17 protein-coding genes are annotated in these 13,067 nt (G+C 70.4%); 6 read left to right on the forward strand and 11 right to left on the reverse strand.

The genetic code is table 11. From position 1 onward, the window contains the following. Positions 1-4 precede the first annotated feature (4 nt). The gene (locus ACFW16_RS12175; RefSeq protein WP_380305188.1) at positions 5-508 is read left to right on the forward strand and encodes a hypothetical protein; all 504 of its coding nucleotides are present in this window, start codon (positions 5-7) and stop codon (positions 506-508) included. A gap of 18 nt (positions 509-526) precedes the next feature. Here the strand turns inward: ACFW16_RS12175 and phaR are convergent, their stop codons facing one another. Then, entirely contained in the window at positions 527-1,168 is a 642-nt protein-coding gene (gene phaR, locus ACFW16_RS12180; RefSeq protein ID WP_380305190.1) for a polyhydroxyalkanoate synthesis repressor PhaR, read from the reverse strand. A 360-nt stretch (positions 1,169-1,528) separates the two neighbouring features. On the opposite strand from phaR, the gene ACFW16_RS12185 reads away from it, so the two are divergent. After that, a complete protein-coding gene (locus ACFW16_RS12185; RefSeq protein ID WP_380305192.1) occupies positions 1,529-2,854 on the forward strand; it encodes an alpha/beta fold hydrolase in 1,326 nt (441 codons plus the stop codon). Here the strand turns inward: ACFW16_RS12185 and ACFW16_RS12190 are convergent. Further along, complete coding sequence (locus ACFW16_RS12190; protein WP_380305194.1) at positions 2,742-3,596, reverse strand: 2-keto-4-pentenoate hydratase; 855 nt, start codon at positions 3,594-3,596, stop codon at positions 2,742-2,744. The two genes, ACFW16_RS12185 and ACFW16_RS12190, sit on opposite strands and share 113 nt — an antisense overlap. Before the next feature lie 130 nt (positions 3,597-3,726). Here ACFW16_RS12190 and ACFW16_RS12195 point away from each other — a divergent pair, with 130 nt between their 5' ends. Both ACFW16_RS12195 and phbB read left to right on the forward strand, forming a co-directional pair. Beyond that, on the forward strand, positions 3,727-4,899 hold the full coding sequence (locus ACFW16_RS12195) for an acetyl-CoA C-acetyltransferase (RefSeq protein ID WP_380305196.1): 1,173 nt from the start codon (positions 3,727-3,729) through the stop codon (positions 4,897-4,899). A 98-nt stretch (positions 4,900-4,997) separates the two neighbouring features. After that, on the forward strand, positions 4,998-5,720 hold the full coding sequence (gene phbB / locus ACFW16_RS12200) for an acetoacetyl-CoA reductase (RefSeq protein WP_380305198.1): 723 nt from the start codon (positions 4,998-5,000) through the stop codon (positions 5,718-5,720). 38 nt (positions 5,721-5,758) lie between these two features. Here the strand turns inward: phbB and ACFW16_RS12205 are convergent, their stop codons facing one another. Further along, entirely contained in the window at positions 5,759-6,112 is a 354-nt protein-coding gene (locus tag ACFW16_RS12205) for a winged helix-turn-helix transcriptional regulator (protein WP_380305200.1), read from the reverse strand. A gap of 132 nt (positions 6,113-6,244) precedes the next feature. Between ACFW16_RS12205 and ACFW16_RS12210 the strand changes: the two genes are divergently transcribed. Beyond that, positions 6,245-7,261, forward strand: a complete 1,017-nt coding sequence (locus ACFW16_RS12210; protein WP_380305202.1) for an NAD(P)-dependent alcohol dehydrogenase — start codon at positions 6,245-6,247, stop codon at positions 7,259-7,261. 54 nt (positions 7,262-7,315) lie between these two features. On the opposite strand, the gene ACFW16_RS12215 is transcribed toward ACFW16_RS12210, so the two are convergent. The 3 genes from ACFW16_RS12215 to ACFW16_RS12225 all read right to left on the reverse strand — a co-directional run bounded on the left by ACFW16_RS12215 (position 7,316) and on the right by ACFW16_RS12225 (position 8,655). Then, on the reverse strand, positions 7,316-7,846 hold the full coding sequence (locus ACFW16_RS12215; protein WP_380305204.1) for a carboxypeptidase-like regulatory domain-containing protein: 531 nt from the start codon (positions 7,844-7,846) through the stop codon (positions 7,316-7,318). A 204-nt stretch (positions 7,847-8,050) separates the two neighbouring features. Then, positions 8,051-8,251, reverse strand: coding sequence for a hypothetical protein (locus ACFW16_RS12220; RefSeq protein WP_380305206.1), 201 nt, complete (start codon positions 8,249-8,251; stop codon positions 8,051-8,053). Continuing rightward, positions 8,248-8,655 carry a RidA family protein gene (locus ACFW16_RS12225; RefSeq protein WP_380305208.1) on the reverse strand — a complete coding sequence of 136 codons (408 nt, stop codon included), beginning with the start codon at positions 8,653-8,655 and terminating at the stop codon, positions 8,248-8,250. The genes ACFW16_RS12220 and ACFW16_RS12225 overlap by 4 nt, the downstream gene beginning before the upstream one ends. A gap of 104 nt (positions 8,656-8,759) precedes the next feature. Here ACFW16_RS12225 and ACFW16_RS12230 point away from each other — a divergent pair, with 104 nt between their 5' ends. Beyond that, entirely contained in the window at positions 8,760-9,653 is an 894-nt protein-coding gene (locus ACFW16_RS12230; protein WP_380305210.1) for a LysR substrate-binding domain-containing protein, read from the forward strand. 48 nt (positions 9,654-9,701) lie between these two features. Here the strand turns inward: ACFW16_RS12230 and ACFW16_RS12235 are convergent, their stop codons facing one another. From ACFW16_RS12235 to rpsE, 5 genes are all read right to left on the reverse strand, one after another. Next, a complete protein-coding gene (locus ACFW16_RS12235) occupies positions 9,702-10,292 on the reverse strand; it encodes an adenylate kinase (RefSeq protein ID WP_380305212.1) in 591 nt (196 codons plus the stop codon). Continuing rightward, positions 10,289-11,641: a preprotein translocase subunit SecY gene (gene secY / locus ACFW16_RS12240; protein ID WP_380305214.1), complete on the reverse strand. Its 1,353-nt coding sequence runs from the start codon at positions 11,639-11,641 to the stop codon at positions 10,289-10,291. The genes ACFW16_RS12235 and secY overlap by 4 nt, the downstream gene beginning before the upstream one ends. 80 nt (positions 11,642-11,721) lie before the next feature. Continuing rightward, the gene (gene rplO, locus ACFW16_RS12245) at positions 11,722-12,237 is read right to left on the reverse strand and encodes a 50S ribosomal protein L15 (protein ID WP_380305216.1); all 516 of its coding nucleotides are present in this window, start codon (positions 12,235-12,237) and stop codon (positions 11,722-11,724) included. 26 nt (positions 12,238-12,263) lie between these two features. Continuing rightward, complete coding sequence (rpmD, locus tag ACFW16_RS12250) at positions 12,264-12,455, reverse strand: 50S ribosomal protein L30 (protein ID WP_342241628.1); 192 nt, start codon at positions 12,453-12,455, stop codon at positions 12,264-12,266. Then, positions 12,448-13,056: a 30S ribosomal protein S5 gene (gene rpsE, locus ACFW16_RS12255; RefSeq protein ID WP_380305219.1), complete on the reverse strand. Its 609-nt coding sequence runs from the start codon at positions 13,054-13,056 to the stop codon at positions 12,448-12,450. The genes rpmD and rpsE overlap by 8 nt, the downstream gene beginning before the upstream one ends. Between the last annotated feature and the right edge of the window lie 11 nt (positions 13,057-13,067).

Consider the following 13,067-nt stretch of genomic DNA (forward strand, 5'->3'; position numbering starts at 1 on the left):
GCCGATGGAGCACGGCCCCAGGGGCAGCGGCCTTCTCGCCGAGGGCGCGGCGCTGCTCGAGCACTCCCCTTTCGGCGCGCTGATGCGCGATTCGCTGTGGCTCTACCCGGCGGCCAACCTGCTGCACCTGCTCGGGCTGGTGCTGCTGGTCGGCGGCATCGGGCTGCTCGACCTCCGCCTCGTCGGCTTCGGCCGCGCGCTGCCGGTCCGCGTGGTGTCGCGCCTGCTGACCCGGGTCGCGCTGGTCGGCCTGGCGCTGATGGCCGCGACCGGTGCTGCGCTGTTCGCCGCCGATGCCGGGCCGCTGGCCGCGACCGACATCTTTCAGTTGAAGATCCTGGTGATCGCGGCGGCGCTGGCCAACGCGATCGCCTTCCGCTGGCTGTGGCAGCGCTCGCTGCCCGACTGGGACCATACCCCGCCGCTGCTCGGCCGGATCCAGGCGGCGGGGTCGATCGTGCTCTGGTTTTTTGCCGGCGCCCTCGGCCGGCTGATCGCTTACGGTTGAACCTACGTCTGCGCCCGGTCACCGCTTCGGCTTGTTGATCGCCTCGATCTGGCGCTGCAGGTCATCGAGCTTCTGGCGCAGCGTATCGATCGATCCCTGCTCCGACGGAGCGGCGGCCGGCGCCGGTGCCGCCGGCTGGGAGGGCTGCCCACCTTTGCCGGCCTGGGGGCCGAAGGGGGTGAACATCTGCATCGCCCGCTCGAACAGGGCCATGTTCTGCTTGCCCATTTCCTCCAGCGCGCCGCCGAACGGGAACACCCCGCTGACGTCCTTGAAGTACTGGCGCATCTGGTCCTGGTTGCGGGCGAAGGCCTCCATCGAGGATTCGAGGTAGCGCGGCACCATGAACTGCAGGTTGTCGCCGTACAGGCTGATCAGCTGCCGCAGGAAGCCGATCGGCAGCATGTTCTGGCCCTTGCCCTCCTCCTCGACGATGATCTGGGTCAGCACCGAGCGGGTGATGTCTTCGCCGGTCTTGGCGTCGTAGACCACGAATTCCGTGCCGTCCTTGACCATCTGGGCCAGGTTCTCGAGCGTCACATAGCTCGACGTCGCGGTGTTGTAGAGCCGGCGGTTGGCATATTTCTTGATGGTGATGGGAGCGCTCTTCGGCTCCTCGGCCGACGGGGCGGTTCCAGGGGCGGCCTGACTGGTCGGCATGGGTGTCCCTATCGCTTCTTCCGGCCGCGGGCTCACGGCCGCTTTCACTGAATTGAGGCCTATACTGGTCCGACCGGGGCGGCATGTCACGATCCTTTCGCATCGCAACACGCGCCGGGCATAGGCAGGCCCGGCGGGGCCGACTATGATCGCCGCCGATGACCGCGCCGAAACCGCCCCATGATCCGCCGCCCGGCGACGGCGACAGCCCGGACGACCTGGCCCGCCGCTTCCTCGATCTCTGGCAAGAGCATTGGACCGCAACCCTGACCGATCCCGAGACGCTGCGCGGCTGGGCCGCCCTGCTGGATCCCGGCCATGTGTCGCGGATCATGACGGGCTTAAGCGGGAGGGCCGGCGATGACGCTGCGCCTCGGCCCCCGGCCGCTGCCGCTGCATCTGGCCGCGGCGGCGGCGAGCCTGACGAGCGGGATCGCCGCATTGCCGCTCTCGAGGAACGCGTCGCCCGGCTCGAAGCCGCTGTGGCCGGAGCCGCTGCGCCGCGCCGCCGAACGCCTCGCAAGCCTACCCCCTGACGCCGCCGGCGCCGCCCTGGCGCGGGAGGCGACGCGGCGCGCCGCCGGCTTCCTGACCGGGCTGGAGCGCTACATCCGCCACCCCTATCGCCGCGGCCTGCCGGAGGCACCGGTGCTGTGGCGGGACGGATCGGCCCGGCTGCGGGACTACGGGTCGACGGAGGGGGGCCCCGCCGACGGGCTGCCGCTGCTGGTGGTGCCGTCGATGGTCAACCGCGCCTATGTGCTGGATCTGACGGCGGAGCGCAGCCTGCTGCGCTTCCTGTCGGCGCAGGGCCTGCGGCCGCTGCTGCTCGAATGGGACGTGCCGGACGCGGCCGAGCGCGACTTCACCCTGACCGACGTGCTCCTGCGGCGGCTGGAGCCGGCGCTGGACGCCGTTCTCGCGGCTGCGAAAGGACCGGTCGGGCTGCTGGGCTACTGCATGGGCGGCACGCTGGCGGCGGCGCTGGCGGCGCGGCGACCGGACGACATCGCCGGCATCGCCTTCATGGCCGCCCCTTGGGACTTCCATGCCGATGCACCGCACCAGGCCGAGATCGGCCGGATGGCGGCGGCGGCCAGCCTGGCCGTCATCGCGTCGCTCGGCGTACTGCCGGTCGACGGCATCCAGGCGCTGTTCACCACGCTCGACCCGCTGACCGCCCTGCGCAAGTTCAGCGCCTTCGGCCGGCTGGCCCCCGGCTCACCAGAAGCGGAACGCTTCGTGGCGCTCGAAGACTGGCTGAACGACGGCATCCCGCTGCCGGGGCCGGTGGCGCTGGAATGCCTGGCCGGCTGGTATGGCGAGAACATGCCCGGCCGCGGCGCATGGCGGATCGACGGCGCGCCGGTGCGGCCGGAGGCGATCCGCCGGCCCAGCCTGCACCTGATCCCGGCCCGCGACCGCATCGTGCCGCCGGCCAGCGCCCGCGCTTTGGCCGAGCGCATGCCGGGCGCCGAGCGGATCGAGCCGACGCTCGGCCATATCGGCATGGTGGTCGCCGGCGGCGCCGAGACCCAGGTCTGGCGGCCGCTGGCGGCATGGCTGGCCGCCGCTATTCGAACCGGAGGGACAACGTCACCGGCGCGGCCGAAAGCCCGTCGTAGCGCAGCGTCACGGTCCCGCCGGGCGCCGGCTGCGCCGGCGGGCCGAAGGAACCGAGGCTGACCAGCTGCCCCGGCCGCAGCGCCTCGCCCCGCGCCGCGAGGTCCTGCGCCAGCCAGGTCACCGCGTTCAGCGGATGGCCGAGGATGGCGGCGCCCGGCGCCTCGGTCAGCACCTTGCCGCTGCCGTCGGCCAGCGAGACCGTCATCGTCGCCAACCGCTCGGCGAAGCCGGGGTCGATCGCGATCGGCTCTCCCAGCACGCCGAGGCGCGCACCCACATTAATTGCAGCAATCGAGGCCGCGGTCGGCTTCTCGTCCGGCGCCAGGGCCAGGTCGGCCAGCTCGATGAAGGGGCGGAGCGCCGAGAGATGCGCCAGCACCTCGGCCGGCGTCTTCGCCTGGTTGACGCCGGCGTCGCCGATCACGGCGACCAAGTCGGCCTCGACCAGCGGCCTGGCGGCGAAGCCGGCCGGGACCGGCGTGCCCGGCGCCAGCAGCATCCGCTGCAGCAGCACGCCCGAGACCGGATGGTCGACGCCCAGCCGTTCCTGCATCGCCTTGCCGGTCAGGCCGACCTTGTAGCCGACCGGCGGACCGGCATCGGGCGCGAGGTCCCGGACCAGCGTCTTCTGGACGCAGGCGGCGGTGGCGTCGTCGATCCCGGCGAGGCCGGACACGGTCGCCTTCGCCCGCCAGGCCGCGGCCGCACGCGCGGCAATGGCGGCGCAATCCTCGGCCGCCAGCGCCGGCATCGTTCCCACCAGCGCGGCCAGCGCCAAGGCCCGCAGCAACGACTTGCGCATCGATCCCTCCCCCCTTCGCCCAGCCCCTCCCGTCGCGGTTGCACAGGCGGAAGGGCAGTGGCTATCGTCACCTTAGCGCAATTCGACCGGTGCGGCCCGGCCGCGCCGAACAGCAAAGGGAAACGCCCCTATGACCAATGTCGTCATCGCCGCAGCCGCGCGCACGCCGGTCGGGGCCTTCAGCGGTGCCTTCGCCGCCGTGCCGGCGCATGAGCTGGGCACCGCCGCGATCACCGCGGCGCTGGGCCGGGCCAAGGTCGAGGCCGCCGAGGTCGACGAGGTGGTGCTGGGCCAGGTGCTGACCGCCGCCGTCGGCCAGAACGCGGCGCGCCAGGCCGCGATCGCCGCCGGAATCCCGCGCGAGGCCACCGCCTACGGCATCAACCAGGTCTGCGGCTCCGGCCTGCGCACGGTGGCGCTGGGCGGCCAGGCGATCGCCCTGGGCGACGCCCGCATCGTCGTCGCCGGCGGGCAGGAGAGCATGTCGCTGGCGCCGCACGCGCTGCATCTGCGCAGCGGCACCAAGATGGGCGACGCCAAGATGGTCGACACCATGATCCGCGACGGGCTGTGGGACGCCTTCAACGGCTATCACATGGGCAACACGGCGGAGAACGTGGCCCGGCAGTGGCAGATCACCCGCGACGAGCAGGACCGCTTCGCGCTGGCGTCGCAGCAGAAGGCGGCGGCGGCGCAGCGCGAGGGCCGGTTCAAGGACGAGATCGTCCCGGTCACGGTCAAGGGCCGCAAGGGCGACACCGTGATCGACGCCGACGAGTACCTGAAGCCGGACACCACGATTGAGGTGCTGGCCAAGCTGCGCCCGGCCTTCGATAAGGAGGGCACGGTCACCGCCGGCAACGCCTCCGGCCTCAATGACGGCGCCGCGGCGCTGGTGCTGATGACCGAGGAGGAAGCGGCGCGTCGGGGCATCACTCCGCTGGCCCGCATCGCCTCCTGGGCCACGGCCGGCGTCGACCCGGCGGTGATGGGCTCGGGCCCGATCCCGGCCAGCCGCGCGGCGCTGAAGAAGGCCGGCTGGACCGCCGAGCAGCTGGACCTGGTCGAAGCCAACGAGGCCTTCGCCGCCCAGGCCTGCGCGGTGAACAAGGATATGGGCTGGGACCCGGCCCGGGTGAACGTCAATGGCGGCGCCATCGCCATCGGCCACCCGATCGGCGCGTCGGGCGCCCGGATCCTGACCACCCTGCTGTACGAGATGGGCCGGCGGGACGCGAAGAGGGGCCTGGCCACCCTGTGCATCGGCGGCGGCATGGGCATCGCGCTCTGCGTCGAACGCTGAGACCGGCGCCTCTCCGCTGAGGCGCCGCTTCCGGGGCCGCCCGCCGATCTCTCTCGTCGCGGCCGGCGGCCCTTCAAATCCAACCCTGGGAGGACGCTATGGGACGTGTAGCGGTGGTGACCGGCGGGACGAGAGGGATTGGCGAGGCGATCTCGCTGGCCCTGAAGGAGAAGGGCTACAAGGTCGCCGCGACCTATGCCGGCAATGATGACGCCGCCCGCGCCTTCAGCGAGCGGCACGGCATCAGCGTCTACAAGTTCGACGTCGCCGATTTCGAGCAGTGCCAGGCCGCGATCGCCAGGATCGAGGCCGAGCTCGGGCCGGTCGAGGTGCTGGTCAACAACGCCGGCATCACCCGCGACGGCACCATCCACAAGATGGACCGCCATGCCTGGGACGCGGTGATCGACACCAATCTCGGCTCCTGCTTCAACATGTGCCGCTGCGTCATCGACGGCATGCGGGCGCGCAATTTCGGCCGGATCGTCAACATCGGCTCGATCAACGGCCAGGCCGGCCAGTACGGCCAGGTGAACTACGCCGCGGCGAAGTCCGGCATCCACGGCTTCACCAAGGCGCTGGCGCAGGAAGGTGCCGGCAAGGGCATCACCGTCAACGCCATCGCGCCCGGCTACATCGACACCGACATGGTCCGCGCCGTGCCGCCGAACGTGCTGGAGAAGATCGTCGCCAAGGTGCCGGTCGGCCGCCTGGGCAAGGCGTCGGAGATCGCCCGCGGCGTGCTGTTCCTGGTCGATGACGAGGGCGGCTTCATCACCGGCTCGACCCTGTCGATCAACGGCGGCCAGCACATGTATTGAGGCGCCCCGGGGAGGGCCCGGACCGGACCGGTCCTCCCCTACGCCGCCTCGGCCGTTCCCTCCACCCGGTCCCGGAAGCTCTGCCCCCAGGCCTTCATGGCGTCGAGCACCGGGGCCAGGGTGCGGCCGTATTCGGTCAGCGAATACTCCACCCGCGGCGGCACCTCGGCGAAGACCCGCCGGTTCAGGATGCCGTCCGCCTCCAGCTCGCGCAGCTGCAGCGTCAGCGAGCGCTGCGTCGCGCCGCCGACGGTCTTCCGCAACTCGCCGAAGCGCTTCGGCCCGTCCAGCAGCTGGTACAGGATCACCGGCTTCCACTTGCCGCCCATGACGGCGAGCGTGACCTCGACCGCGCAGCCGTAGGACCGGCGGGCCTGTTCTCGTGGCGGCATTTCGTCTCCATAGGTGCAAAGGAGTATCCTATGGCAAGAAATGTTGCCTTCTTGCGTCGAGGCCTGCAAGCCGCAACATAGCGCCCATGCCGCTATCCGGCGGCGATCCCGACACATCGGAGACCTGGAGCCATGCGCCAGTACCGCCTTCCCCGCATCGGCAGCATCGATGACCTCACCCTCGCCGAGACCGAGACGCCGGCCCCCAGCCGCGGCCAGGCGCTGGTCCGGCTGCGCGCGGCGTCGCTGAACTACCGCGATCTGATGGTCGCCACCGACCGCTACGGCCGCGGCGCGCCGCGGCCCGACCTGGTGCCGCTGTCGGACGGCGCCGGCGAGGTGGTGGCGGTCGGCCCGGACGTCACCCGGGTCAAGGTCGGCGACCGCGTCGCCGGCATCTTCATGCAGAGCTGGATCGGCGGCGAGATCGACGCGGCCGACCAGGCCAGCGCCCTGGGCGGCGCGGCCCATGGCGTGCTGGCCGAGCACCGGGTTTTCGACCAGGACGGGCTGGTGCATCTGCCCGACCACCTGTCCTTCGAGGAAGGCGCGGCCCTGCCCTGCGCCGGGGTGACCGCCTGGAACGCGCTCTATGGCGGCCAGCATCCGCTGCAGCCGGGCGAGACCGTGCTGGTGCTGGGCACCGGCGGCGTCTCGATCCTGGCCTTGCAGTTCGCCCACGCTGCCGGAGCGCGGGTGATCGCCACCTCCTCCAGCGACGCCAAGCTGGAGCAGGCGAAGGCCCTGGGCGCCGCCGAGCTGGTCAACTACCGCCGCCATCCGGAGTGGGAGAAGGAGGTGCTGCGGCTGACCGGCGGGCGCGGCGTCGATCACGTCATCGAGGTCGGCGGTGCCGGCACCGTGCCGAAGTCGATCGCCGCCACCCGGATCGGCGGCTTCGTCCATCTGATCGGCGTGCTGACCGCCGGCAGCCCGTTCGAGCCGACGCCCCTGATCGGCCGGTCGGTGACGCTGCGCGGCCTCTATGTCGGCTCGCGCCAGATGTTCGAGGCGATGAACCGGCACATCGCCCGGGCCGGCATCAAGCCGGTGATCGACCGGGTCTTCCCGTTCGAGCAGGCGAAGGACGCCTACCGCCACCTCGAGGCGGCGGGCCATGTCGGCAAGATCGTGATCGCGATCGGATGACGAAGCAGCGGTCGGACCTGACCCGCAACGGGCCGGTCCGGCCGCCAGTTCATCTCACCAGGGCGATCCGCCGACCTTTCCAGTCTTCAGGTCGACCGTGAAGAACTCCACCCAACCGACATTGCTGGCATCACGGCTGCAGCAAAGGATCCGGGCGACAGTCGCGTTCGTTTCCTGGCCCGCCTCGACCCGCACACCGTCCTCCCATAGCTGGATCCCCTGCGCTGTGTCCGTGTCGCGGATCCGCCATAAGGCGATCGTTTTCAGGTTCCACACCCCGGCCGGCAAGTCGGTGAACTCGAAATATCCCTGTGAATTGCATGTGGCATCCCGCTGAACTCCCCGATCCTTGGGAGCGTTCGGCCCGACGGCCAGCACCTTCAGCCGGGCACAAGTGACCATGTCGCCGGTAGGCAGGATAACGTAGCCGCGTCCCCGGACCGTCCCGGTCGCCGGCTGAGCCGAGGACGCCACCACGCCGGCGTCGGCAGCCGATGCCGACGGCTGGGCCTTAGGCGCTGCGGTGTTGCATGCGGCAAGCAAGAGCGCGACGGCCAGACCGGCGCCCATTTCCAAAAGCTTCATGAAATCCCCCTCGAAATTCCGGCTGGCAGGCCCATCGGCGCAAACCGGTCGGAGAAGGGTATCACGCCGGTTTCGATCAGCCAGGATGTCGGCTGGCGTCTAAGGAGCTGCGATTGCGTCTTCTCGAAGCCCAGATCTGCCTGCAGCTGGGCGGATAGGTCGTCCAGACGCAACGATTGGAGCCGTCCTCGCGATCGGGTGACCTCAGAGGAAGCCCCGGGGCGGCTTTTGCCAGCCCCGCCACCTCTCGAGCCCCAGATCGGCCCGGAGATGCTCGGAGAGGTCGCCCGGCCGCAGCACCGGGCGACGGCGCCGCAGCAGCGACGCGAACGACAGCACTTTTCCGGCAAGGCAGCGCACCGCCGTCGGCAGCCGAGCCGAAGGGACGGCCGGCACCGTGCTCATCCCGGCACCACGGCGAGCACGTCGAGCTCGAACAACAGCCCTTCGCGGAAGAAGCGCGACAGTTGCAGCGTCGTGCTCACCGGCGGCGCCGCCACGTTGACGTAGCGGTCGCGCACCTCGCGCAGGATCGGGCCCTGGGCGGCGAAGTCGGTGACGAACATGCCGAGCCGGATCACGTGCTCGAAGCCGCTGCCGGCGGCGGCCAGGCCGGCCTTGACGTTCTCGAAGGCCTGCACCGCCTGGCCGGCGAAGTCCGGCGCGGCGATCGACCCGTCCGGACGGATGCCGACCTGGCCGGCGAGCTGGACCAGCCGGGCGCCGGCCGGGATCAGCACCACCTGGGAATAGCCGTTCGGCGCCGGCATCATGTCGGGGTTGAGGAAGGTGGGGGCATCAGTTGCCATCGCGGCTATCCTGGCTGGAAAGGATCGGCGGACGATGCGCCGCCTCCTGCCGCTGAACCACGCAGGGCCTCGCCGCCGATCATAAGCCAGGCTTATACTGAGCCATGCCGACCGACAGCCTGCCTTTGCCCGCCCTGCACGCCTTCGAGGCGGCGGCGCGGCATGTCAGCTTCACCCGCGCAGCGGAGGAGCTGGGGCTGACCCAGGCGGCCGTCAGCTATCACGTCAAGCGGCTGGAGGAGCGGCTGGGCGCGCCGCTGTTCGCCCGCCGCGGCCGCAGCCTGGCCCTGACCGAGGCCGGGGAGCGGCTGGCGGCCGAGGCGGTCGACGCCTTCGGCCGGCTGCGCGCCGCGGTCGGCGGCGAGACGGATGCGGCGGGCCGCACCCTGTCGATCGTGTCGGTGCCCACCTTCACCACCCATTGGCTGGCGCCGCGGCTCGGCGCCTTCCAGGCCGCGCATCCAGAGCTTGCGGTCAAGCTCGCCACCAGCACCGAACTCGGCGACAGCATCGACGGCGAGCTCGCCGCCGATATCGAGATCCGCGCCGGGCCAAGCGGCTTTCCGCCGCGCTTCATCGCCCACAGGCTGCTGGAGGTTCGCCTCGCCTGCGTGGTGGCGCCCCGACTCGCGGCCGGGCTGCGCAAACCGGCGGATGTGCTGTCGCTGCCGCTGATCGGCATGAGCATGAGCTGGGATGCCTGGTTCGAGGCCGCCGGCGTCGATGCCCCGGCGGCGCTTCGAAAGCCGGCGCCGCGCTTCGACAACCAGGCAGCCTCGGCGCAGGCCGCCGCGGGCGGGCTCGGGGCGGCCCTGGTCACGCCCGACCTCTTTGCCGAGGACCTGGCCACCGGACGGCTGGTCGCGCCCTTCCCGCTCCTGGTCGATCGCGCCAAGGGCTACTGGCTGGTCTACGCCGCGGACCAGCGCCACCGGCCCAAGATCCGCGCCTTCCGCGACTGGATCGTCGCAGCCGCCGCGGCCGGCCCGAGATCATAAAAAAGGCGGCCCGAAGGCCGCCCTGATTGTGTGTCCCGGCCTCTTCGGTCAGGAGGCCGCGTCCGCCGCTTGCAGGCCGAGGATGGCCTCGATCTGCCGGGTGACCGCGTCCATGTCGGCCATGCCGTCGACCGCCTTCAGGAGCCCCTTGTCGCGGTAATAGGGGATGATCGGCGCGGTCTGCTCGCGATAGACGCCGAGGCGCTTGCGCAGCGTCTCCTCGGTGTCGTCGGAGCGCTTCTCGGCCGACTGGGCGGCGCGGTTGGCGACCCGGGCGAACAGAGCCGCCTCGTCGACCTTCATCTCGATCACCACGGCCAGCGACTTGCCGTGCCGGCCCAGCATCTCGTCCAGCCCCTGGGCCTGGCGCACGGTGCGCGGGAAGCCGTCGAGGATGAAGCCGCGGTCGCAGTCGGGCTGCGCGATCCGCTCCGCGATCATGTCGAGCATGGTCTCGTCGGTGACCAGATCGCCGCGGTCCAGGACCTCCTTCACCTGCCGGCCCAGCGGCGTGCCGGCGGCGATCGCCGCCCGCAGCATGTCGCCGGTCGAGAGCTGCTTCAGCCCGTACCGATCCTCCAGCCGTTTCGCCTGCGTCCCCTTCCCTGCCCCGGGCGGGCCCAACAGGATCAGATTCATCGACGGCTCCCCCGCAGCTTCGATTTCTTGATCAGCCCTTCATACTGATGGGCCAGGAGATGGGAATGGACCTGGGCCACCGTGTCCATGGTGACCGTGACGACGATCAAGAGGCTGGTGCCGCCGAAGTAGAACGGCACCGCGTATTGCGACGTCAGGAACTCCGGCAGCAGGCAGACCACCGTCAGATAGGCGGCACCGATCACCGTGATCCGGGTCAGCACGTAGTCGATGTAGTCGGCGGTCGACTTGCCCGGGCGGATGCCGGGGATGAAGCCGCCATACTTCTTCAGGTTGTCGGCCGTCTCCTCCGGATTGAAGACGATCGCGGTGTAGAAGAAGCAGAAGAAGATGATCAGCCCGGCATAGAGCGCCATGAACAGCGGCTGGCCATGCGCCAGCTGGCTCGCGATCCAGGACACCCAGCCGCCGGCGCCTTCCGCCTGGTTGCCGGCGAAGCCGACCAGCGTCGCCGGCAGCAGCAGCAGCGACGAGGCGAAGATCGGCGGGATCACGCCCGAGGTGTTGAGCTTGAGCGGCAGGTGCGAGCTCTCGCCGCCGAACATGCGGTTGCCGACCTGGCGCTTCGGGTACTGCACCAGCAGGCGGCGCTGCGCCCGCTCCATGTAGACGATGAAGAAGATCACCGCCACGCAGAGCACCAGCAGCACCAGGATGACGAAGGGCGACAGCGCGCCGGTGCGCCCGAGCTCGAGCATCTGCACCAGGGCGTGCGGCAGCGAGGCGACGATGCCGGTGAAGATGATCAGCGAGATGCCGTTGCCGACGCCGCGCGAGGTGATCTGCTCGCCCAGCCACATCAGGAACATGGTGCCGCCGACGATGGTGACCACCGTGGTGAAGCGGAAGTACCAGCCGGGATCCACCACCGCCGCGCCGACCGAGCCGTGCACGCTCTCGAGGCCGACCGCCAGCGCATAGGCCTGGGCCGTGGCCAGCACCACCGTGAAGTAGCGGGTGTACTGGTTGATCTTCTTGCGCCCGGCCTCGCCCTCCTTCTTCAGCGCCTCGAGCGTCGGCGACACCGCCGTCAGGAGCTGGATGATGATGGAGGCCGAGATGTACGGCATGATGTTCAGGGCGAAGATCGTCATGCGGCCCAGCGCGCCGCCGGCGAACATGTTCAGGATGCCGAGGAGACCGCCGCCCTGCTGGGTGAAGATCTCCGACAGCACGCGGGGATCGATGCCCGGAATCGGCACATAGGTGCCGATGCGGTAGATGATCAGCGCGCCAAGGGTGAACCAGATGCGCTTGCGGAGCTCCGTGGCCTTGGCGAAGGCGCCGAAGTTCAGGTTCGCAGCGAGCTGTTCTGCAGCAGATGCCATGCACGGCCTCGAATGAAAAAGGCGGGGACTGCGAACATGCGCGGTCCCCGCCCCTGTTTTACCCGCGTTGGACGGCGGCGTTAAGCCTGGGACGACGCCCCTGCGTCACTGTCGACAGCCTCGGCCGGGGCCGGGCTGGTCTGGACCACCGAGCCGCCGGCCTTCTCCACCGCCGCGACCGCAGCCGCCGAGGCGCTGTGGACGTGCAGGGTGACCTTGGCCGAGATCTCGCCCTTGGCCAGCAGACGGACGCCGTCGAGCGTCTTGGCGATCAGGCCGCCGGCGACCAGCGCCTCGGCATCGACCGGCTTGGCCGCGTCGACGCGGCCGGCCTCGATCGCCTTCTGCAGGCGGCCGAGATTGACCACGGCGTAGTTCGACCGGAACTTCTTGTTGTTGAAGCCCCGCTTCGGCAGCCGCATGTAGATCGGCATCTGGCCGCCTTCGAAGCCCTTGAGGGCGACGCCGGTACGGCTCTTCTGTCCCTTCACACCACGGCCGCCGGTCTTGCCCTTGCCGGAGCCGATGCCGCGACCGACGCGGATGCGCGACTTGCGCGCGCCCGCATTGTCGCGGAGATCGTTGAGTTTCGTCATGATTGCTCCTCAGGAACAGACGGGCCTCAGCCCGCCTGCTCGACCCGCACCAGGTGCTTGACCTTCTCGATCATCCCGCGCACCGCCGGAGTGTCCTCCAGCTCGCGGGTGCGATGCAGCTTGTTGAGGCCGAGGCCGACCAGCGTCTGGCGCTGGTCCTGCCGGCGGCCGATCGGGCTGCCGATCTGGGTGACGATCACGGTCGACTTGTCAGCCATTCGCGGCCTCCACCACCTCGACGCCACCCTCGCGCTTGCCCGCCGGGCTGCCGATGATGTCGGCGACGCGCTTGCCGCGCCGGGCGGCGACGGCCCGCGGGCCCTCGATCGTCCGCAGCGCCTCGAAGGTCGCCTTGATCATGTTGTGCGGGTTCGACGTGCCGATCGACTTGGCGACGACGTCCTGGACGCCCAGCGCCTCGAAGATCGCGCGCATCGGGCCGCCGGCGATGATCCCGGTGCCCTGGGTGGCGCTGCGGAGCTGGACCTTGCCGGCGCCGAAGTGACCCAGGATGTCGTGATGCAGCGTCCGGCCCTCGCGCAGGGGAACACGGATCATGCTGCGCTTCGCCTGCTCGGTCGCCTTGCGGATCGCCTCCGGCACCTCACGGGCCTTGCCCGAGCCGTAACCGACCCGACCGCGGCCGTCGCCGGTGACCACCAGGGCGGCGAAGCCGAAGCGCCGGCCGCCCTTCACCACCTTCGCGACGCGGTTGATGTGGACGAGCTTCTCGATCAGCTCCTCACCGGCATCCCGCTCGCTCGGGCGCTTGTCGCCACGATCCCGAGGACCGCGCGAGTCTCTGCTTTCGCGTGCCATACGCGTGCTCC

This window comes from Inquilinus sp. NPDC058860, assembly GCF_042743185.1.
Classification (GTDB): Bacteria; Pseudomonadota; Alphaproteobacteria; order DSM-16000; family Inquilinaceae; genus Inquilinus.